Source organism: uncultured Campylobacter sp. (assembly GCF_937959485.1).
Taxonomy (GTDB): Bacteria; Campylobacterota; Campylobacteria; order Campylobacterales; family Campylobacteraceae; genus Campylobacter_B.
In genome coordinates this window covers 196,130-218,130 of record NZ_CALGPY010000005.1, presented here as the reverse complement: position 1 = coordinate 218,130, position 22,001 = coordinate 196,130, and the positions used below count along the sequence as shown (strand labels likewise).

At 45.7% G+C, this 22,001-nt stretch carries 18 protein-coding genes; 12 read left to right on the top strand and 6 right to left on the bottom strand.

Annotated features, from left to right (window positions below; genetic code table 11):
* The first annotated feature begins 11 nt into the window (after window positions 1-11).
* The 3 genes from Q0380_RS03005 to Q0380_RS02995 are packed head-to-tail and all read left to right on the top strand — an operon-like array spanning window position 12 to window position 4,165.
* Window positions 12-920 carry a class I SAM-dependent methyltransferase gene (locus Q0380_RS03005; protein ID WP_298959995.1) on the top strand — a complete coding sequence of 303 codons (909 nt, stop codon included), beginning with the start codon at window positions 12-14 and terminating at the stop codon, window positions 918-920.
* Window positions 883-1,755: a cytochrome c peroxidase gene (locus tag Q0380_RS03000; RefSeq protein ID WP_298959992.1), complete on the top strand. Its 873-nt coding sequence runs from the start codon at window positions 883-885 to the stop codon at window positions 1,753-1,755. The genes Q0380_RS03005 and Q0380_RS03000 overlap by 38 nt, the downstream gene beginning before the upstream one ends.
* Window positions 1,745-4,165 (top strand): GGDEF domain-containing phosphodiesterase, encoded by a 2,421-nt coding sequence (locus tag Q0380_RS02995; protein WP_298959990.1) that lies wholly within the window; start codon window positions 1,745-1,747, stop codon window positions 4,163-4,165. Before Q0380_RS03000 ends, Q0380_RS02995 begins: the two co-directional genes overlap by 11 nt.
* 591 nt (window positions 4,166-4,756) lie before the next feature.
* On the opposite strand, the gene Q0380_RS02990 is transcribed toward Q0380_RS02995, so the two are convergent.
* The 4 genes from Q0380_RS02990 to Q0380_RS02975 form a co-directional block, all read right to left on the bottom strand.
* On the bottom strand, window positions 4,757-6,265 hold the full coding sequence (locus tag Q0380_RS02990; protein ID WP_298959987.1) for a succinate CoA transferase: 1,509 nt from the start codon (window positions 6,263-6,265) through the stop codon (window positions 4,757-4,759).
* Between the two features lie 951 nt (window positions 6,266-7,216).
* Window positions 7,217-7,735 carry a hypothetical protein gene (locus Q0380_RS02985; protein ID WP_298959984.1) on the bottom strand — a complete coding sequence of 173 codons (519 nt, stop codon included), beginning with the start codon at window positions 7,733-7,735 and terminating at the stop codon, window positions 7,217-7,219.
* Between the two features lie 142 nt (window positions 7,736-7,877).
* The gene (locus tag Q0380_RS02980) at window positions 7,878-8,429 is read right to left on the bottom strand and encodes a sel1 repeat family protein (RefSeq protein ID WP_298959981.1); all 552 of its coding nucleotides are present in this window, start codon (window positions 8,427-8,429) and stop codon (window positions 7,878-7,880) included.
* Between the two features lie 136 nt (window positions 8,430-8,565).
* Window positions 8,566-8,997: a redoxin domain-containing protein gene (locus tag Q0380_RS02975; RefSeq protein ID WP_298959979.1), complete on the bottom strand. Its 432-nt coding sequence runs from the start codon at window positions 8,995-8,997 to the stop codon at window positions 8,566-8,568.
* 135 nt (window positions 8,998-9,132) lie between these two features.
* Here Q0380_RS02975 and Q0380_RS02970 point away from each other — a divergent pair, with 135 nt between their 5' ends.
* Window positions 9,133-10,215, top strand: coding sequence for a DUF3137 domain-containing protein (locus tag Q0380_RS02970; protein ID WP_298959977.1), 1,083 nt, complete (start codon window positions 9,133-9,135; stop codon window positions 10,213-10,215).
* Window positions 10,216-10,378: 163 nt separating this feature from the next.
* Here the strand turns inward: Q0380_RS02970 and Q0380_RS02965 are convergent, their stop codons facing one another.
* Complete coding sequence (locus Q0380_RS02965; protein ID WP_298959975.1) at window positions 10,379-11,389, bottom strand: DUF475 domain-containing protein; 1,011 nt, start codon at window positions 11,387-11,389, stop codon at window positions 10,379-10,381.
* Between the two features lie 87 nt (window positions 11,390-11,476).
* Between Q0380_RS02965 and Q0380_RS02960 the strand changes: the two genes are divergently transcribed.
* The 6 genes from Q0380_RS02960 to Q0380_RS02935 all read left to right on the top strand — a co-directional run bounded on the left by Q0380_RS02960 (window position 11,477) and on the right by Q0380_RS02935 (window position 17,430).
* Window positions 11,477-12,796 (top strand): Na+/H+ antiporter NhaC family protein, encoded by a 1,320-nt coding sequence (locus Q0380_RS02960; RefSeq protein ID WP_298959972.1) that lies wholly within the window; start codon window positions 11,477-11,479, stop codon window positions 12,794-12,796.
* Window positions 12,797-13,076: 280 nt separating this feature from the next.
* The gene (locus tag Q0380_RS02955; protein WP_298959969.1) at window positions 13,077-13,520 is read left to right on the top strand and encodes a copper resistance protein CopD; all 444 of its coding nucleotides are present in this window, start codon (window positions 13,077-13,079) and stop codon (window positions 13,518-13,520) included.
* Window positions 13,521-14,109: 589 nt separating this feature from the next.
* Window positions 14,110-14,919 (top strand): transporter substrate-binding domain-containing protein, encoded by an 810-nt coding sequence (locus Q0380_RS02950; RefSeq protein ID WP_297943219.1) that lies wholly within the window; start codon window positions 14,110-14,112, stop codon window positions 14,917-14,919.
* A 20-nt stretch (window positions 14,920-14,939) separates the two neighbouring features.
* Entirely contained in the window at window positions 14,940-15,743 is an 804-nt protein-coding gene (locus tag Q0380_RS02945) for a transporter substrate-binding domain-containing protein (RefSeq protein WP_298959965.1), read from the top strand.
* A 64-nt stretch (window positions 15,744-15,807) separates the two neighbouring features.
* Window positions 15,808-16,611, top strand: coding sequence for a transporter substrate-binding domain-containing protein (locus Q0380_RS02940; protein ID WP_298959962.1), 804 nt, complete (start codon window positions 15,808-15,810; stop codon window positions 16,609-16,611).
* Between the two features lie 15 nt (window positions 16,612-16,626).
* The gene (locus Q0380_RS02935) at window positions 16,627-17,430 is read left to right on the top strand and encodes a transporter substrate-binding domain-containing protein (RefSeq protein WP_297988179.1); all 804 of its coding nucleotides are present in this window, start codon (window positions 16,627-16,629) and stop codon (window positions 17,428-17,430) included.
* Window positions 17,431-17,650: 220 nt separating this feature from the next.
* Here the strand turns inward: Q0380_RS02935 and Q0380_RS02930 are convergent, their stop codons facing one another.
* A complete protein-coding gene (locus Q0380_RS02930) occupies window positions 17,651-18,607 on the bottom strand; it encodes an AraC family transcriptional regulator (protein ID WP_298959958.1) in 957 nt (318 codons plus the stop codon).
* A gap of 109 nt (window positions 18,608-18,716) precedes the next feature.
* On the opposite strand from Q0380_RS02930, the gene Q0380_RS02925 reads away from it, so the two are divergent.
* Window positions 18,717-20,687, top strand: a complete 1,971-nt coding sequence (locus Q0380_RS02925; RefSeq protein WP_366806607.1) for a TonB-dependent receptor — start codon at window positions 18,717-18,719, stop codon at window positions 20,685-20,687.
* A 49-nt stretch (window positions 20,688-20,736) separates the two neighbouring features.
* The gene (locus Q0380_RS02920) at window positions 20,737-21,882 is read left to right on the top strand and encodes a PepSY-associated TM helix domain-containing protein (RefSeq protein WP_298959952.1); all 1,146 of its coding nucleotides are present in this window, start codon (window positions 20,737-20,739) and stop codon (window positions 21,880-21,882) included.
* Window positions 21,883-22,001: the final 119 nt, after the last annotated feature.

The window sequence follows — 22,001 nt, the reverse complement described above, 5'->3', positions numbered from 1 at the left end:
AAAGGCGAGCGGTGGAGAAAATCGGCGAAAAATCAGATAAAAATAGCTGGGATAAAAAGTCCGAAAGTTACGCTAAATTTAGCGGCGAGCCGGGCAGTTTCGGCAAGCGGGTATTTGAGATACTGCACAGCTGGGGCGTAAGCTTTGCGGGCAAAAGCGTGCTCGACGTGGGCGCCGGCACGGGGGTTTACTCGCTGTATCTCGCGTCGCTGGGCGCTAAAGTAACGGCGATCGATAGCTCGGAGGGGATGCTGCGCGAGTTAAGACGCAGCGCGGAGGAGTTTGGCATCAGCTTGCAAAACGTATTAAATTTAAGCTTTGCGGAGTTTTGCGAGCGACTGAATCGCGATGGTTTTGCAAATGCGGTGGGAAAAAATTTTAAAATTTATCCGCGCTCGCAGAGCAAAATTTCAAACGCGCAAGCCCAAGAAGCCCAGGCTTTAAATTTAAAAGACGCCGCGAGCAAAACCCGCGAGAGCGAAAATTTTAAAATTCCCGCAGCTTTTGATATCGCGTTTCTTACTATGAGCCCCGCGCTAAAAAGCACGGAGGATTTTGAGGCGTTTTTGGCTTTGGGCGAGCGCAAAATTTATCTAAACTGGGCAAGCGAGCGCAATTCGTCTATGCTGGCGCCGCTGTTTGAGCGCTTCGGCGCAGGAGCTAAAAGACTTGCTACCGCCGCCGAAAAGTTTGAGGCGCTGCTCGGGGCGCGCGACATCAAATTTAAAAGCGAAATTTTAACTGAGAGGCGCGAGCAAAAACGCAGCCTGCAAGAAGCTGTGCAAAACGCCGCGTGGCACCTACATATGGACGGCGCGAAGGCTAGCGAGCGCGAGATCGAGGAGATTTTGAAAAAGTGGGTTAGAGGCGGGATGATAAACGATGAGATCGAAGCGAGTTTTAAGCTGTTTTATATTTAGCCTGGTGCCGCTTTTGGGGCTTTGCGGCAATCTTTTCTCACCGCTTGAGATGCCTAAATATGACCCGCAAAAGGCGCGGCTGGGCGCAAAAATTTTTACCGACGTAAGATTTAGCCGCAAAGGCCGCTCCTGCGAGAGCTGCCACAACTTCTATCTAAACGATTCGGGCGCTTCGGTGCGCGATGGACGCGTGCCTACGCTCATAAATTCTTATTACTTTGATCGCTACTTGGGCGATTATAATTTCGCGGGCTTTGAAGCGCGGATCGCAGCGTCGGTTTTTAGCGAGAATGAACTGGACGCGAGCGAAGATAGAATTTTAGAGCTTATCAGGAAGAATTTAGCCTACAAGCAGGCTTTTGAAAGTGCTTACGACGAGGCAAATACGGCGAACTTCATTGATGCGCTGAAGGAATTTTTAAAGTCCAAAACGGCGATAAATTCCAAATTTGACCGATTTTTGCGCGGCGAGGTTAAGCTAAATGATGCCGAATATAACGGATATGTGCTTTTTGTGCGGCTGTGCTCGGCATGTCACAACGGCGTTAGCCTAGGCACCGGCAGCTTTACCAAAATTCGCCCAAGCGCGGAAGAGGAGGATGTGCCTAGGCATAGGCTCACTTCCGATGGATTTGAGCTGCGCCGCGTGCCCAGCTTGCGCAATATCACGCAAACCGCGCCTTACGTAAACGGGCAGACGGATTTGCGTCTTGCGGTGCGGCAGATCGCAAAGGATCTGCTAAAATACGATCTTAACGATAGGGAGCTTGATGCTTTGATGAGCTTTTTAGCTACACTTAAGGGCGAGATGACGGAGGCGCAGGATGAAAGATAAGATAATGTGGACTTTGATGGTGGGGATTATGATATTAGGCATAATCATCGCCGGGAATTATTTCTCGTCGCTAAGAGATGTAGCGAGATTTAGCACGATTTCGCGCGAGCTAGCTTTGATCGATAATGCCGACAACCGCTTAAATATATTATTTGATGCAAAGATCGCAAGAAGGGACTTTTCGATTGCAAATGCCGATATGCGCGGCATCTATCAGGTGCTGCAAGCTCTACAAAAAGACAAAATCATCGATAAAATCGGACTTAGCGGCGATGTGCGCGCGATCGGAAGCGCTTTTAGCGATAAAATTTCGCTTTTGGACGAGCTTGGGGCTTTAAATTCGCAGAATTTAATCCTTTTTCAAAGTCTGCAGCAAAAATTTTTATCCAGTGGCGCAAATGCGCAAAGAGCAAATCTCTACTCTCAAATTTTAGGGCTTAATTATAAAAATCGCTCCGAGATCTCTGCTTTAAAAAGTGCGCTAGAAAGCGCAGATGCGTCAAGCCCCGACGAAGCTGCGTTTATAGGAATCGCACGGCAAATTTTAAGGAATTTCGAGCGGCAAAATATCATTGTAAGCGATAATCTCTCGTTGCTAAACGAGCGCTTCGCAAGCCTGCGCGAGCGATTTTCTTACGCTAGTGAGGAATTCTACGGCTCGTTTATGCAAATGACGATGCTTTACACGGCGGTGTTTTTGTCGTTTTTACTGCTTACTTACATCATAAATTCCAATGCTTTGCGTAGTAAACGCGCCCTCGCGCCCTATCGCGCGCTATGCGAGGAGGCAGGCGAAGCGATAGTTTTAGCAGATCAGAGCTTTAAAATTTTATACGCTAATAAAAGCGCGCTTAGCTTAAGCGGCTACGAACAAAGCGAGCTGGAAGGAAGCGATCTTGGAGTTTTGATGCCCAAAGATAAAGGGACCGAACTTCCTGCGATGGTAAATAAAAGCGCCAAAGATACGCGCCTGCTTCGTAAAAACGGCGAGCTAGCCGATGTGAGCCTAAGGCTATCAAATATCGCTGCTGCATCCAAGCCGCCGCTATATGCGCTTTACGCTCATGATATCGGCGAGCGCGAGATTATGAAACTAGCTCTTGCGAGCGCAAAGGAGAGCTTAAACAATCAAGTCTATATCGATCATCTTACGGGCCAGGGCAACGAAGCAGCGCTATACGAGCTAATAAACGCCGAAAAAACGGGCGTAGCGATCTACATCACTATCGTAAATTTTGCAAATTTGCGACTTTTTTACAAGGCGGAGACGACGAATGAAATTCTGCGCTCCTTTGCGCGTACGCTTGCAATGTGTATCGAATCGCACGAGATCAAAGCCAGTATCTTTCGCATCCAATCGGATGAGTTTTGCCTATTTTACGAGGGACTAAATGTCGCGCGCGACGTGGAGATCATAAATAAATATTTCACCGACAAGGTCTTTAATCTCCATACCACCGAGGGCTTTGCGTCCGCGCCTTTAAATATCACGATGGGCGTGAGCGAGCGCGCCGACGTAGCAGGCGGCGCAAATAGGGTCTTTCAGGCGGTTATGGCGATGTATGAGGCGCAGAGCAGAAACGAGCACGTGGGCTTTTATTCGCGCCCAAATGCGATTGAGGAAAAATATCTTCAAAACCAGATTATGATCAACACCATTCAAAATGCGATCAAGAAAAATCAAGTCTTTGTGCTTGTTCAGCCCATATTTGATATCACCCACCGCGATCCTAGTGGTAACACCTACGGCACCGAGGGCGGTGATTATGTCCCGTTAGTATATGAAATTCTAATCCGCCTAATCGATCGTTCGGGCAAGACGCGCTGCCCGGGTGAGTTTATCGATATCGCAAAGCAAACCTCGCTCTACATCCCGCTAACTCAGGTCGTAATAAACGAAGCCTTTCGCTTGCTAGACCGCTTCGCAGGGACTTGCTTTAGCATAAATCTTTCATATTTTGACATCGCAAACGAAGGTATCAAGGAGCTTTTAGAGCGCAAGCTCGCATCCAGCCCAAATGCTTCAAATTTATTTATTGAAATTTTAGAAAGCGAGGAATTTGACGATTACGAGAGCCTACGCAGCTTCATCGCCGTAGCCAAAAACTACGGCTGCAAGGTCGCGATAGACGATTTTGGCAGCGGATACTCCAACTACTATAGAATTTTAACGCTCGATGTGGATTACATAAAGATCGACGGAGCGCTCATCAAAAATATCGCAAACGACAAAAACTCGCGCGCTATCGTCGAAACTATCGCTAACTTCGCGCGCAAGCAGGGCTACGAGCTCATCGCCGAATACGTAGAAAACCACGAAATTTCAATCATCTTAGAAGAGATGGGGATTAAATATATGCAAGGCTACTTCTACAGCAAGCCAATGGAGCCTTCGAGGATAAAATTCTAATCTCATCTCGCCACGACTTTATAGCCCGCCTCTTTAAATTTATAGCCCAAAGATCGCCTTCGTAAGGCGATAAATTCTGATTTAGCAAGCTGCTGCTTTAATACGAAATTTATCTTGGCAAATACTACGCGGTTTTATCGCGAACTTATGGCGCGCCTTATAGCTAAATTGCCAAAAAAGCTTGCGCATGGCAAATGAAGTGGAGCCAAATTTAAAATTAAATAGCGGATTTATGGATGAAATTTTGCGAAGTTCAAAATTTTAAAATTCCAAGCCGTAGAATTTTAAAATTTGAAATGCGCGAGCTGCAAATTTAAGGCTAAATTTTAAAATTCCGTAGCGATAAAATTTTAAATTCCGTGCCTTAAACCCGCCTGCAAATTTTAAAATTTTATGGCGCAAATTTTCAATTCATTCATATAATAAACATTTCGCGCGAACTTTGCAAAAATAAAAATTTTAACAAGCTTTGCTCTAAGTAGCGATAGAGCTTTCAAATGCAGGCGGAATTTTTAAGTGCAAACTTTCTTGCTTTCAGCGAGAATGAGCTTAAATTTTAGGCTTTAGCCCATTAGCTCAAGCAAATTCGCTCTAAGCCTTCATACTCCCCGTATCTTTAAATCTTTGATGCCACGACAGCGCCTCGCTTAAGATGTGTGGAGTATGCCCCGCACAGGGTTGCGCACATGCCCGCTCGAAATAATCTCTCAGCGCTTCTTGGTAAGTGGGATGCGCGATGCTTATCATCGCGCGAGCACGCTCACGAGGGCATTTGCCGCGCAGATCGGCGATGCCGTATTCGGTGATGATGACTTGAGTGTCGTGCTCGGTATGATCGACGTGACTCACGAACGGCACGATAGCGCTGATCGCGCCGCCTTTAGCTAGCGACGGGCTAAGAAATAGCGACAAATATCCGTTGCGAGCGAAGTCACCGCTACCGCCGATGCCATTTTTCATCTGCGAGCCCATGACGTTAGTGGAGTTTACATTGCCGTAGATGTCTGCCTCTAGCATGCCATTCATCGACACGACGCCAAGCCTTCTAATAAGCGCTGGCGAGTTGGAGACATCTTGTGAACGCAGTATGATGTGCTTGCGGTAGAAATCGATGTTTTTTTGAAATTCCTTGACACCTGCGGGGCTAAGCGATAGCGCTGTGGCACTTGCAGTGCCTACGACGCTTCTTTTGATGAGATCTAGCATGCCGTCTTGGATCACCTCGGAGTAGCACTGCAGCCCTTGGTAGCCAGCATTTTGTAGCGAGCTAAGCACGGCGTTAGCGACGTTGCCGATGCCCGATTGTAGCGGCAGTAGCTTCTTTGCGGGAAGTCTGCCACAAGCTTCCTCGTTTTTTAGAAATTTTACGACATTGCACCCGATCGCACTTGAAATTTCATCCACGGCGGTAAAATTATTGACGCGATCATGCGTCCTAGCCTCTATTACAGCGACTACTTTGGCAGGATCTACATGCATGTAGGGGCTGCCTACACGATCGCCTACGTGCTTGATTGGCAGATCCGCAGCGTGTGGCGGCAGGCGCAGATCCGTAACGTCGTGAATGCCCTCCAGCTCAAGCGGCTGATAGTAATTCACTTCTAAAATAACGCGATCGGCGATATCGAGCCAGGCTTGGTTATTGCCTAGCGACGTGGACGGCACGAGCACGCCGCTTTCTTTAATCGCCACTACTTCGATCACAGCAAAGTTTAGATGTGGAAAAAAGCCAGCTTTAAGCTGCGCGGCAAGGCTTGATAGATGCACGTCCGCGTATCGCACGGCGCCACTATTTATCGCATGGCGCATATCGGCATCCGTAAAAAACGGCACGCGAAAGCTCACGGCACCTGCTTTTGCCAAAACTCCGTCTAAAAGCGGATCGGTCGATGCGCCCGTAAAAATTTCGATTTGATAGGGCTCGCCTTTTTCGTGCAGCGTTGTCGCTCGTTGCGCCAGAGCTTGCGGCAGAGCTAGCGCGCAGCCCGCCCCAACAAAGCCGCTAAAGCCCACCGATGCGCCATTTGGGATCAGCTCGCAGGCTTCCTCGGCGCTCATAATTTTTGATTTTAGATATTCGTTTTGCACGCGTGAGTTCATTTTCCGTCCTAGCCGTGATTTGGGCGAAATTATAATATTTTTGCGCGAAATTTCAAAATCTAAATTTCGTGCGTGAGCTAGGCTATAGAGCAAAAATATTAGGCGTGGTCGATTGGGATACGCCTCAAAACGCCTCCGATCAGGCTTTTTTGCTTCGGCGGTTTGAAATACACGCTTGCACAAGCGCTCGGTAGATAGGATTTTAAGCGCGATTAGAGCTTGGTTTGATGGTCTCGCCACGATACCATCAAACGTTCATCGCGCGCCGAATTTTGCGGAATTTAGGCGCAAAATTTACGCATAATTTGCGAGCTGCGATATTTAAATTTAAGCTTCCTTTTGCAATTTAATCGCTCACCGCACTTAAATTTAAATCCCCGCCTCGCAATTTTAAAATAGGCGTTTTAAAATTTATCGCTCGTGGCGTTTAAATTCCGCGTCTAGCGAGCTTTGAGTCTACATTTGAAATTACATCGCTTGCGGTGCACGCATTTGCCCGCCACACCTGTATTTTAATCCGCATTAATGAAATTCCCTCTGTCTGAAATTCTAACCTCTTCGCACAATATGGCAGTTTAAAATTTCAAATTTCGCGCTTTTTTTGGGAGGGCGGTTCGACGTAGATACGCAAAATTTTGATAAATTTACGCTTGCAAAATTCTAAAAATCATATCATCGTCACGGATAGATTGCAGATTTGTTTAAATCCTGGTTCTTAAAATTGTAGTCCTAGCCGTTACGCGAGATTTTTGATTCAAAGAGCCTTGCCGCGTAAATTATAATCTCTCTGAGCCCAAAAATTGACGCCGCTTAATACATGAATTCAAACGCGTTTTAGAATTCAAAATTTAGCCCGCCTTGTTACCATTTTCGGTCGAGCTTTATAAAATTTCGGCAAATTTTATACTTGCAAAATTTTAAAATTCTACCGCCGCAAAATAGGGCGGAATTTCATCTCTGCGGCTTGCCGTCGCCGAATTTAGCGACTATCTCCTCGCTGCAGCTCCCCTTGGGCGCCCAGCCTTCGCGCTTCATCCGCGCCAGATTGTCGCACGCCTCCTGCGAGCCGCCCTCACAAAGTTCGTCGTATATCACGAGGCTGCGGCACTGCCCGCTCGCGAAGCTCTCCAGCGCCGCGGCGTTGCCCAGACAGGCTCGCTCGCGCAGATCGCTCATCGCGTGCTCGCCTGCGCCGTCCGTTTTGCCTCTCTGCTTCCGCTCGGCGAGGGTTGCGAGCTTGCACGCATCTGCGAAAAAGCCCTGCGCTTTGAGGCGGTTTCGCACGACGCCGCGACCGCCCAACTCGTATCTCATTGCCGCTTCGTAGCATGCGGCGGCATCCTTTTTGCTGCATTTTGCTAAAAGCGCGCTGGTTTTTGCGCCGCTAAATTTAAACTCTTTAGCTTCGCTGCCCGCGCTTGCCAAACTAAGCGCCAGCGCCGCAGCCAGCGCAAGCTTTAAAGCTTTCATCTTTACTCCTTTTTCGTTTATCCGCTCGCTCGCTTCGATTTACCGCCTCATCGCGCACTGCACTCGCACAGCCTGCTAAAATTTAAAAGGCTTGCGCGCCCTATTTGCGATCGAAGGCAGAAATTTTACCGCCTCTGCCGCGCTAATTTTTCGGTAGTAGATCGAGCACCGCGCAGGCGCGCTTGTTGTGCATTTTGCACGCCTTATCTAGCGCCTGCCCCGAGAGCTCAAAGCTTTGAGTGGTGCCGATTCCTTGGAGATATTTGACCGACAGCTCGTAGCAAGCTTCGCTACTGCCGGCATCGCACTGCTCGCGAAAAAGCTCAAACGACGCCACGACGTCCTTCTCCACGCCCAAGCCGCGTCCTAGCGCATCTGCGTAGAAAAAGCACAATAGCTGATCTTTGCGCTCGCAGCCGCTTTTAAGACCGCGCGCGACGCGCTCGCAGGAGCCTTCGTCGCTTTTTACGATGCAGCTTTGCAGATCCGCCCGCGAAATTCCGTCCGTTTGGATGACCGCATCGGCGCTGCTTTGCGAGTCGGCGCTCGCTTCGCCGCTTTTTATAAAGCGCGCGCTTGCGGTCTCGCCGATACTCGTTGTTTTGCCCGCCGCAGAAATTTTATCCGCTCGCACGCTCTCGCCGCAGTTTGCCGCAAGGGCGTAAAATAGTGCCAAAAATAGAAATTTTTTCATACTCGCCTCCGTTAAATTTAGCGTCATTTTAATTAAAAATGTTGAATTTAAGAAAAATGCGCTCCGCCTTAAATTTCGGCTTTGTGTCGCAACGCGTTTGGAGCGCGAATTTAAAGCGCGCCGCCAAAGCGATCGATCATAGGCTCTTTAGCGCCGCAAGTACGTTTTGCGCGTCCTGCTCGGGCTCCGCGATACGGCTAAAGCGCTTTATCTCCTTGCCACCTCTAAAAATCAGGGTTTGGCGGTGGTAAAATTTCTTCCCGTCGCCTGTAGTGAAGGTTTCGAGCCCAAGCGGCGCTTCAAGTTCGAATTTTTCGTCGTTTATGAACTCAAACGTAGCGCCCGTAGCGCGCTTAAACTCGCTCGTGTTCGCCTCGCCCATGCTGCCTACGGCGATAAGCTCGAAGCCGAGGGCTTTTATCTGCGCAAACGCGCTCTCGTAGGCCTTGCACTGAAGCGTGCAGCCCGTAAGCCCCGCTGCGCCGCGTAACTCTGCGGGCAAAAATTTGCCGCTGCCGCCCATTTTCGGATAGGTAAAAACCACGCAATTTTTCGGTAAATTTATCATCTCTCGCCTTTTGATCGAAATAGGTCGCAAAAATAGCATAAAAAATCTTAAACCCGCTTAACGGATGAAATTTTAATAAAATTTAGCGTAAAATAGGGGGCGAAATTTCGGCAAAATCAAATTTGGAGTTAAATTTTGGATATTGACAGAGCGATAGAGGAGCTGGCAAAAAAGCAGCAGCAGTGCAAGATAAAATTTATAAAACCGTTGATTTTATTGCTATGCATCGCGGTTTTTTCCATAGGCTGGTTTATCCACGGCTTGATCCAAAACGAATACTCCTCCGCCGTGCTGATGTCTGCGATGATCCCGATAATTGCGGTAAGCTGCGTATGGGGGATTTATGATGATTCCATCGCTAAGTGGGAGTACAACGCCTTTTACAAAGACGCCTTCATCCGCGCTATTATTTCAGATATCGATCCCGCCTTTAGATATGAGCCGCAAAGCGGCATAGACGAAGAAGAGATCCGCAAAACGGGCATCTATCCGAATAATGAATTCGTAGCCGAGGATCAGATAGACGGCGTGTATAAAGGGGTAAAATTTAGCCTAAGCGAGGCGATAAAAATCTATGAAACGCGAGAATCTATGAGGCTTGTAGAGTTATCTCAAAGGTCCAAGAGCGATCTTTCCGCGGCTTTTTTGCTATCGGCGATCGCGCTTTGGAACGCTTGGAGGCTCGGCGAATATGTGCAAGCCTTTAGCGGCTCGGTTTTGGTGTGCGAGTTTTATAAGAAATTTAAGGGGCAAACCATCATCGCGGATCGCTCGCCCGGCACCAAATTTTTAGGCGATCAGGAGCTGATGGACGATGTGATTTTCGGCAAGGAATTTCGCGTGTTCGCAAGCGATAAGATCGAGGCGCGGTATCTTTTGACGCCTAGCCTTATGGAGCGTCTCGGGGCTTTGAAGCTTAAGCTTGCGCCCAAGATCGCTCTTAGTGCGGCGTTTATGGACGGAAAATTTTATCTATTTTTAAACGGCGCGAAAAACCGCTTCGAAGCTGCGCTGTTTTCGCCACGCACTACGCTAAAAGACGCTGAGCGGATAAAGGCTGAAGTTTTGCAGCTTCTTGGTATCATTGACGAGCTGCGTTTGAATGAGGAGCTTTTTGGCGGCGCAAGCGAGAGCGGCGAGCCTGCAAATAGCCCGCCACTCGGCGGCGAAGAGCTGCAGAGATTACGCGATAAAGGCTTGAGCTCGCGCGATCGCTGATTTGAATTTTAAAATGTCATCTCGCGGCTTAAAATTTAACACTTTTTGAAATTTAGCGTCTCTTGAAATTTAACGCGGCGCAAGCGGGTAAATTTTACGGCTTGCGGCGGTAGCTTGAAATTTTAAAATTTAGCCCGCGCGCCGTAAAGCTCGCGATGAAATTTTACTCGTTATTTCCCGCGATCGTTTCGATTAGTTTGCGTTTGTTTCGGCGGTTGTAAAGCACCGACGAAAGGAGCGATAGCGCGATGAATAAGATCCCCACGGTGCCGGTTATGATCTCGCTTACTTCAAATTTCAGCTTGGCAAACATTATAAACGCCAAACACGCGATGGCGTAGTGCGCGCCGTGCTCCAGATACGCAAAGTGCGACAGCGTACCGCGGGCGATGAGATACAGCGTGATAGAGCGCACGAACATCGCGCCGGCGCCGAGGCCCAGCATGATGATGAAGATATTATCGCTTAGCGCAAACGCGCCGATCACGCCGTCGAAGCTAAAGCTCGCGTCCAGGGTTTCTAAATACAAAAAGCCCGCGAGGCCGTTTTTTACGCCGTCCGTGCCGAAAAGGCGGTCGAAGCAGGAGATGAGCAGATAGAGCAGGATTGCGCCGAAATACGCCGCGCCGAGCGTAGCCGAGCCCGTTTTAGCAAGCAGCACGAGCCCTGCGGCTAGAGCGATCAGCGTGGGCGCGTTTGGAATGCGCTTTAAAAATCGCACGAGCCCGTTATTTTCGATTATGCCTAGCCAGTGTAGCTCGCGCTGCACATCGAAGAAAAAATCGCAAAAGACCATCAGCAAAAACGCGCCGCCGAAAACGTAAATTTGCGCTTCGTTCTCGCTTAAAATTTCATGGTAGCGCTGCGGCTGCTTAAGTGCAAGCACGAGGGTTTCGCAAAGACCCAGATGCGCGCTTGCGGCGACGATTAGCACGGGGAATAAAAATCTCATGCCAAAAACCGCGATCGGAATACCCCAGAGGATAAATCTGCTCTGCCATACCGGCGCCATATCTTTTAGCACCTTGGCATTAACTACGGCGTTGTCAAAGCTGAGGCTGATTTCGAGTGCGCACAAAAGCGCGCAGATATAAGCGGCACCTGCGCCGCCGATATAAAACGCGATAGCAAGCGCAATTAGGCTTACTACAAAAGAGGAGTAAAAATATTTCATCATCGTCCTAGCCGATTTTTTGCGCGATTTTAGCAAAATTTAGCCCTAAATTCTATATAATTGCAAAAATTCCAAAAAAGGCAAAAGATGCTTACCAATCCCGTATTTATCAGTATCTGTGTGATGTGCGCGCTGTGCTTGCTGAGGTGCAACGTAATGCTTGCGATCCTAATCGGCACGATATGCGCCGTGCTCTCAAGCAATATCCCGCTGGGCGATGCCATAAATTTATTCATAAACGGCAACCCCGAAAACGCCGGCAGCCTCGGCATGGGCGGAAATTTAGAAACCGCGCTTTCATATCTGCTGCTAGGCGTCATCGCAAGCGCGATCTCAAAGACCAACCTAACGGCGATCTTGGTGCGCGCAGTGGCAAATTTAATCAGCGACAAAAAATACGTCTTTATCTTTTCGATCGCCTTTTTTGCGTGCTTTTCACAAAATTTAATCCCCGTGCATATCGCCTTTATCCCGATTTTGATCCCGCCGTTAGTCAAGATAATGAACTCGCTAAAGATCGACCGCCGCGCCGTAGCATGCGCGCTGACGTTCGGCTTGCAGACGCCGTATATGGCACTGCCGCTGGGATTCGGACTTATCTTTATGGGGCTAATCGAAAAAAATATGAACGCAAACGGCATCGCAGTAAGCCTAAGCGACATATCGAGCGTGATGTGGCTAAGCGCCGTGCCGATGCTCGTGGGGCTAGTGCTGGCCGTGATCTACTACCGCAAGCCGAGAGACTACGCCGAAACCAAACAGAGCCTGGATGCGCATTTTAGCGAGCTTAAGATGGGTATGCGCGAGTGGGGCGCTCTAGCGGGCATCGCGGTGTGCTTCGCGGTGCAAATTTGGATCAAATCCCTTCCGTTTGCCGCGCTTAGCGGAATTTTAGTAATGCTTGCTAGCAAAGGCATCGAGTGGAAGAAGCTCGATAACGTATTTGACGAAGGCGTGCATATGATGGGATACATCGCGTTTTTGATGTTGATCGCCGCAGGATACGGCACGATCTTAAAAGAAACCGGCGGCGTGAACGAGCTGGTGCACGTAGCGAGCACTTTAAGCGGCGGCAAGCTAGGCGGTGCGCTGCTGATGATCGGCATCGGACTGCTCGTGACGATGGGTATCGGCTCGAGCTTCGGCACGATCCCTATCATAGCTACGATATACTGTCCGCTAGCCGCGCAGTTGGGCTTTAGTACGGCGGCGACGATCTTTATCATCGGCGTGGCTGCGGGTATCGGCGATGCGGGCTCGCCTGCGAGCGATAGCACGCTCGGGCCTACCGTGGGGCTGAATATCGACGGCGAGCATAGCCATATGTGGGATACCTGCGTGCCGACCTTTATTTTCTTTAATATCCCGCTAATCATATTCGGCATAGTCTTTTCGATGATGTTATAGATTGCGGAATTTGCGCGGGTTTTCGCGGGCAGAATTTTAGAATTTTAGAATTTCGTCCGCGCGGCGCTGCTCGTAAATTTTGTAAATTTACGAATGCGGCCATTTTTAAATTTAGCTGCGCGGCTTTACTTTTAAATTTACCCGCGCGATTTTACCAAATTTATTTGCGTCGCTCGCACGATCGGCTTAAATTTAACCGCTCGCGGCGTGTTGATAAAAATCATTGCTAAAATTTGAAATTTCGCATAAAATGGACGAAATTTCATAGCAAGGAGCGGTAGTGGAGCAAATTTATCCTTACGTGCAGATTGTGCATCTCATCTGCGCCATTATCTTTTTGGGCTACATATTTTTCGATGTCATGATTTTTTCGCGGCTTAAAAGCGCGCTGGGCGCGGACTATGAGCGCGTTAAAAAAGCGATCGGCTCGCGCGCGATTAAGATTATGCCGGTTTGCCTTTTTACGCTGATAATCACCGGCGGAATGATGATGAGCCGCTGGGTCGGGAGCGCTAACGGCGGGTATTTCGGCACGCCGCTTCAAAAAATCTTTATGTTAAAAGTCACGCTTGCGCTCATCATCGCCGTGTGCGTAGCGATAAATTTAAGCTGCCGTGCGATGGGAAGGCCCGCGCCTGAGTTTTTACGAGCAAATATCCATAAAATCGCTTTTGTATTCGGCTTCATCATCGTGCTTTGCGCCAAGCTGATGTTTGTAGTATGATTTATAGCGCAAAATTTAGCGCTGGCCGCGCACTTTTATCGTGGAATTCTATAGCGCGGCAAAGATTTAATTTTGCTTGCTTTTAAAATACGACGTTTGCTAAAAATTTTAAAATTCCAATTTATCGAGCGGGCGTAGGGATTTAAGAATTTTAAATTCCGCCGCGTCTGCACCAAAGCACGAAATTTTAAAATTTCACTCCTTTCTTGTGCTGTTTTGTCAAATGCAATCTGCAAGATTTAATCTCATAAAATTTTAAAATTTCATCGCAAGCTTTAATACGCTCATAAAAATATCTCGCGCAATTCTGCAGCTTTAAAATTTTGCAAAATTTTAAAAATTTTAAATTTTACCGCTAGGACGCGGATAAGAATTCTAAAAGAAGTTCGCGCAAAATCGAAGCAAACAATGAAAAAGCGAATTTATTTGACGATTTTACTTACTATTTAATAATCATTAAAGATATAAAAAGCTAAAATTGCTTTTCGCCCGCGGGCGAATTTAATGTCTGCTTGCCATTCGGGCGGGATTTTGAGGTTTCCCGTAGCCGTGGCAATGGTTTTGAAATTATTTATGAGAAAGGAAAAGGATGAAGAAATTTCTCTTAAGTCTGCTTGTCGCAGCTTTGGCTAGTAGCGCGCTTTGCGCAAGATCGCTCTCCGAGATCAAAAGTAGCGGAGTGCTTAGAATAGGCGTTTATGACGCACAGCCGCCGTTTAGCAAGATAGAAGACGGCGTGCATCAGGGCTTTGAGGTCGATATGGCAAACGCCATCGCTAAAGATATGCTTCCATCAGGCGGAAAGGTGGAGTTTACCTCCGTGCTTGCAAATCAGCGTATAAAATTCCTACAAGAAGATAAGGTGGACGCGGTTATCGCAACTTTTACCGTAACTCCGGAGCGCGAGAAGCAGATCGATTTTACGACCCCATATTTTAGTGTCAATATAGGCATTTTGACCCGCATCGAAGATAAGATTAAATCCTTAAACGATTTACAAGATAAAACTATTTTGGTTCTTAGCGGCGGTACTGCAGAAACATACTTTGAAAAGCAAGGCTATAATATCGCCAGATGCGATAATGCAAACGCCTGCTATAAGGCGCTAAAAGCCGGACAGGGCGACGGGTATGCCGACGATAACCTAGTCGTGCTGGCTTATCCGGTATTAGATAAAAAGGTTGAAGTAAATATCAAAAATTTAGGCACTTCGGATTTCTTAGCCATCGGCGTGAAAAAGGGTAATTCGGAGCTTTTGGATTTTCTAAACGGCGAGCTAATCAAACTAAGCAAAGAGGGCTTTTTCAAAAATTCGTTCGATAATTTCATCGAGCCTTACTACAAAGGAACTGCAGAGAAAAAGTATTTCTTGCTGGACGATCTTTATAGCTTGCTGTAATTTTTAAAAAGGGGGACGCTATGAAAAAGATAATCCTGGCATTGATGCTGGCCGCGTGTTCGCTTCTTAGCAACACTTTGGCCCAAATTAAAGAAAAAGGGGTTATTCGCATCGGTATAGATGGCTCGTCTCCGCCGTTTAGCGTCGCTAAAGCCGGCGAATATAGCGGCTTTGAGATACTCTTAATCGAAGGGCTTGTTAAAGAAATTTTCGGCGATAAAGGCGGCAAGATAGAATATGTCGTAACGGTAGGTGATGACCGCATAAAAGCGGTGCAGGACAACAGAGTCGATTTGGATATCGCACTCATCTCGGTTACGAAAGAGCGCGAGAAGCTGGTAGATTTCTCCGATCCATACTTTAGCGTAAATATCGGCGTGCTAACTCGTAGCAACGATAATATCAGAAAGGTCTCCGATCTAAACGGAAAGACTATACTGGCGCAGCCCGGCACCACCGTGTTTGATTACTTTACGAAACAGGGCTATAACGTAGTACCGTGTGCGAGCGCGAATGAATGCTTTAATGACCTAAAATCGGGCAAGGGCGACGGATACGGCGATGATAATCTACTTGTATTTGCTTACGCTGTAGTCGATTACAAGGTTGAGGTAAATATCAAGAATTTAGGCTCGACGGACTTCCTGGCCATCGCGGTGCAAAAGGGCAATACTGAGCTGCTTAACGCGGTAAATGCGGGACTAATTGAGCTAAGTAAAAAGGGGTTTTTTACAAAAATTTTTGATGAGAGTATTGAGCCTTTTTATAAAGGCACCATTGATAAAAAGTATTTCTTGCTGGACGATCTTTACAGCTTGTTTTGATTTAAAGCGGCGATGGATGGAATTCTATTCGCTGGCAAATTTTAGTAAAATTTAAAGGAATTTTATGAAAAAGATTATATTTGCGTTGTTAATCGCTTCATGTTCGTTATTTGCTAACTCTTTAGCGCAGATCAAAGAAAAAGGGCTCATTCGCATTGGGATAGACGGCTCACTGCCGCCGCTTAGCGTCTCCGAGGACGGCAAATACAGCGGTTTTGAGATTTCGCTTATTGAAGAGCTCGTGAAAGAAATTTTCGGCGATAAGGGCGGTAAAATCGAATATGTTGTAACTCTAGGCAACGACCGTATCACAGCCGTGCAAGATAACAAGGTCGATTTGGATATCGCAGCCATCACGGTTACGAAAGAGCGCGAGAAGCTAGTGGATTTTTCAAACCCTTACTTTAGCGTAAATATCGGCGTGCTAACTCGCACCGATGATAATATAAAAACCGTAGACGATTTACAAGATAAAGAAATTTTAGCAGAGCCCGGCACTACGGCGTTTGATTATTTTAGCAAGGAAGGATTTAAGGTTATCTCATGCGCTAGTTCGAGCGAATGTTTCCGCGCGCTAAAATCCGGTCGCGGCAGCGGCTATGCAGACGATAATATGGTAGTTTTGGGTTATTCGGTTGTAGATCGCAAGGTAGAGGTAAATATCAAGAATTTAGGTACGTCGGACTTTTTAGCTATCGCGGTGCAAAAAGGCAACGATGACTTGCTAAACGCCTTAAACGACGGGCTTGTCAAGCTCAGCAAAAATGGCTTTTTCAAGAAAATTTTTAACGACAGCATCGATCCTTTTTACAAGGGAAAGGCTGAGAAAAAATATTTCTTGTTAGATGATCTTTATAAAATGTTTTAATTCAAAGGACAAAATATGAAAAAAATTCTACTAAGTATTTTGCTGGGTGCTGGCGCGCTTTGCGCTAATTCCCTAGCAGATATCAAGCAAGCAGGCGAAATTCGCATAGGCTTGCAAGATTCCCAGCCTCCGTTTAGCTTCGATGATAACGGCACGCTAAAGGGCTTTGAGGTTGATTTGGCAAATGAGTTAGTCAAAAATCTATTTGGCAATAAAAAGATCAAAATCGACTTTATCGCCGTAGCATCTAAAGATCGCGTTCCTTCACTGGAGCAAAACAAAGTAGATCTCATCATATCCAAGCTTACCGTCACAAAAGATCGCGTTCAGAAAGTCGATTTTTCTTACCCGTATTATTCAGTGCAAATTGGCGTGCTAAGCCGCAAGGACGATAATATTTCAAGAATCGATCAGATCGCGCATAAAAAAATCCTAAGCGTTAAAGGCACAACCGCCGAGGAGCACTTCAAAAACGCGGGCTATGAGATTGCGACATGTGCCGATGCGAATGAATGCGTCGCCAGACTAAAGGCTGGCGAGGGCATAGGCTTTGCCGACGATAACACGGTCGTGCTCGGATACGCTAGAAACGATGCCGCGCTTGATGCAAAAATCATCAACCTTGGCAAGGTAGATTATATCGCCGTCGCCCTATCTAAGGGCAATACCGAGCTGCTTGATGCGGTCAATAGCAGCCTGGTAAAAATGTATAAAGCGAAATTTTTCCATAAGGCTTTTGACGAGGATATCAAGCCATACTACGGCGGTAAGATCGATAAAAAGCACTTCACGCTCGATGAGGTTTATAGCCTGTTTTAATTTAGATGCATCTAAAATTTTAAGGCGCCCCTTGACGTCCAAACATACACGCAGCTGCGATATTTGATCGCAGCTCGTTTTTGCCGTCAAGGCTTCGGCGGCATTTATAATTTAAATTCCGTATTTTTGCGGGCTTGGTTGCGATATAGAATTTTATGAGATTTTGATATGCGGTTGCGAAAGAATGTGGCTTCTAAAAGATAGTCGGTCGCGCAAAATTCTAATCCGAGTAGTAAAATTTTATATCCTTTTTCAGTTGCGTCGGCAGTATATTAAATTTAGCCCTAAAAATTTTAGAAAAATGCGATAAATTATTGTATCCGACCATTTTAGCAGCTTCGTTTACGCTGATTTGATCTAGACTTAATAGCTCTTTTGCAATTCCAAGCCGCTCATTTGTCAACATCGCATAAATGGTCATGCCAAAATATGCTTTAAAATCCCTTTTTAGTGCAAATTCATTCGTGGCACAAAGACGAGCGAGCTCCTTAATGCTAGGTGGGTTTTGCATATTTTCAAGTAATATTTTCTTTGCTTTTTGAACTGTTTTTATGCGATTTTCATCAAGGCTAAGCGCATTTTGGGGCTCATTAAATTTATAAAAACTTCTATAAAGCATCTCTAAAATTTTACTTTCCATAAAAATTTCGCGCATTTTGCCGTCGTATATCGCGGCATTTTCGATTTCTTTAAGGATGATATTTTGCACGGCGCTTGTTTTAAATTTCTTCATGCAAACGGCTTGATCTAAATTCAAATTTTTTAAAATTCCCAGCTCATTTGCAAAAGCGGTGCTAAGCGCTATGCATGAGCTTTTATAGTGTTTATTTTCAAGCTCGTGAACGCCACGCAATTTGCTTTGCATAGTTCCGAGCCAAAACTCACCTTTATTCAAGACGAATTGATCTTTATCCGATCTGAAGCAGATAGGATTTTCGCCCGTATTGAAAAATAAAAATGAATAGCGGCTACCTCGCTCGTGGCGATGCAAAAGAAAATCTCTGCAAATTATATCGCTGCTATAATATCCTATCTCTCCGCCCGTATAAAAAGAGCTAAAGTTGAATTTTATACTTTCGCTTTTAAGCTCGGTTTTGCTATACCTGCATTGCTTGGACGGCTCAATGTCGTTAGATATTTTTTGCAAAAAATCATCTAAACTTATCTCTTTACTCATCTTATCCCTTTAGCGTTTAAAAAAATCCCTCTACCGTTTAGTATTTCTTGATAATGCATATCTTATTATAGTAAAATGAGTTTAAATTTTAATAAGAAAAGGGGCGTTTGTGCGCGCAATATATAAATTATCGCTGATTGCTGCTATAGCGACAGCCGGGATATCGAGTGAGATAGAAAAACAGGGCAAAAGTGTAAATTTGGGCGAAATTACCGTAGTCAGTGCTACGGGCTATCGGCAAAATATTCAAGACGCACCCGCTTCCATCTCCGTTCTTACGCAAAAAGAGATACAAAAGCGTAACTATCAAGATATCTCCGCAATGGTAGAGGATTTGCCGAGTGCCTTTACCGCAACGCTAGGCGCTGCATCTAGAAAAGGCATAAGCCTAAGAGGTCTGTCTCAAAAGTATACAAAAATTTTAATCGACGGCAAGCCCGCGACCAGCGATAGCGCTTATAAAGGATTAAGAAGTATTGGTAGCAGTCAGAATTTCTTGCCTCCCGCAAATGCGATAGAGCGCATAGAGGTCGTCCGCGGTCCTATGAGCTCGCTTTACGGCAGCGACGCTATGGGCGGAGTAATAAATATCATCACCAAGGGCTTTTCAAATGAGCTTAGCGGCAATGTAAACGGATACTATACTTTTGCTAAAAAATCGCAAATAAAAGGTGATTATCAAACGGGTTTTTATCTAAACGGAGCAATTGTCCCAGACGTGCTAGGTATCGCACTTTACGGCAGATTTTTTGAAAAGATAGAGGATAAAGAGCCTTATGCGAATAGAAACAATGAAGAGACGAATATAGGCGCAAAACTGATGTATAACGTAACGCAAAATGATGAGGTAACGCTTGATTATCGTAAAGTAAATAATAAATTTAGGCGTACATACGGGCGTACGCGAACAACCTCGGGAGGCAATAACGATATTGCGAAAGAGGATATGAAAGGCTACACCGCAAGCCTGTCTCATCAGGGAAAATACGATAAGTTTATGATAGATAGCTATGCAAACTACGATAGCATGAAAGAAAGCGGCGCCCAGGATCTGCGTCTTAGAACGACTACGCTAAATTCTAAAGGCTCATATTTTTTCGATTCAAATGCTTTGAGTTTGGGCGTGCAATACCGAAGCGAGAGATTAAACGAAGCCGCTACTACCGCAGATGAGGCAAATGTCAAAAGATGGGATTATTCGATCTACGGCGAGGATGATTTTTATCTAACTGACGATTTAACACTAACCGGCGGAATCAGATATAACCGCGATAAGGACTATGGCGGCCATATATCGCCGCGCGCTTATGCCGTTTATCGTTTAAACGAAAGTTTTTCTATTAAAGGCGGCGTTTCGACGGGATATTCAACTCCGGATATTAAGCAGCGTAGCGAGGGCCTTGCCTTGCCGTTTGCAGGAGGACAAGGAGCGCAGATAGGCAGAAGCTCTTTAAAGCCTGAAAGCAGCATAAGCTACGAAGGCGGGTTTTCTTACGACGATAACGATAAATTTAACTTTAGCGCTACTGCGTTTTATACCAAAATCAAAGATGGAATTTCTACGAAATTAATTTGCCGTCCAAGACCGGGAAATCCTTGCGTGCATAACGGCAAAACTTACAGACGCGGTATTTGGGACACTATAAATATCGGAGAAGCTGAGGTTAGGGGTCTAGAGCTAAGTAGCGATTATCAAATTTTAGATAATTTGAAGCTGCATGCAAACTACGCCTATACGAAATCCGAGCAAAAAACGGGTAGCGAGAAGGGCAAAACCTTAAATAATTTTCCAATCCATTCGGTAAAGCTAGGATTTGATTACGACGTAAGCTCCAAGCTAAACTTATGGTCGCAAATAAATTATTATAGTAGGACGCGCGATAGCCTAAGCTACGATGAGGATATCCGCTCATACACGCTTTTTGATCTGGGCGCGAGCTATAAGCTCACAAAAGACGCAAGTTTAAATTTTACGCTTTATAACATATTCAACGAATTCGTACTAACGCGCTCGGGAAATTATCAAATGATGGTCGTAGACGGGATGAAGGCGCAGGTTGGATTTAACGTGAACTTTTAAATTCGCAGCGCATAAATTTCGTCCGCGGATTTAAAATTTAAGGAAATTAATGGCGATTCTAAAAAGGAAAAAATTTTGGTTCAACGTCCATCTTGTTTTGACGCTTATGTGTTGCGTGCCAATCTTAATCGTAGCCCTTAGCGGCGCTATTATCTCGTATCATGATGAGATTATAGATGCGTTAAATCAAAGCAAATCTTTCGTGAGCCCGAGCGGAAAAGATGCCCTCGAACCCGCCGAAATTTTAAATATTTTCAGAAAAGCTAAGCCCGGTTTTACGCTCAGTTATTATAGAATTCCTCAAAATAAAAATGAGGCGATTAGGCTTTCCGGCACAGATTCTAGCGGCGAGTTTAAATCATATTTTATAGATCCTTATAACGGCGAAATTACTTCGGAAAATATAGGCGATACGTTTATCGGCGTAGCGCTAAATCTACATACTAATCTGGGATTTGGGCTAAGCAAAAACGAAACTCTGCGGCTAATAGGCAAAAATATCGTGGCGCTTAGCACGGTTATGTTTATTTTGGTCTTAATTTCAGGCGTGGTGATCTATTATCCTAGTTTTAGAGGAAAGATTTTACGCGCATTTAGGATAAATTTTAAAGCGAGAGGTTACACGTTTTTATATAGCTTGCACGGCGTGGTCGGAGTTTTGCTGCTACCTGTTTTGCTTACGATAAGCGCTAGCGGGCTTTATTGGTCGTATGATTGGATAGCCAAAATCACCAACAGAGCGCTAGGGGAAAAGGAAATTTTTAGAAAAACGAGTTTTACCGAAGTGCGAGGATTTTCGCTCGAGGATGAAGATAAAATTTTAAATTTGCAGACGGCACTTGATATTTTTAAGCGCGAACGCGGTGAAAACTACGAATTCTTCAATATTATCGCCCAAAAAGATGGAGAAAATTTTATGATCTTTTATTTTGATAAAGGCGAAGAGAGCAAAAAGCATATGAATACGATGAGCGTGAACGTTAAAAAGGGCATCTTGCGGCATGCTCGCTATGATGATGCGAAAAGCACCATGCCGCGCCCTTTTGCTATACATAAAGCCGTTTTGAGCGTGCATTCGGGCTATATCTTCGGCGAGGCGGGCAAGTTCTTATTTTGCGTAGCGGCGATTTCTGTGTTATTTTTTATAGTTACAGGATTTTGGATGAGCATAAAAAGAATTTGCAAGAAAAGATAAATCCATAAATTCAAAGCGGAGAAATAGCTTATTCGCGGGGTAAATTTAAAATTTTACCCGAAGCAGTATCGCTTCTTTTCAGCTAATAAAATTTTATGTGTAGCGCTCTGAAATACTAT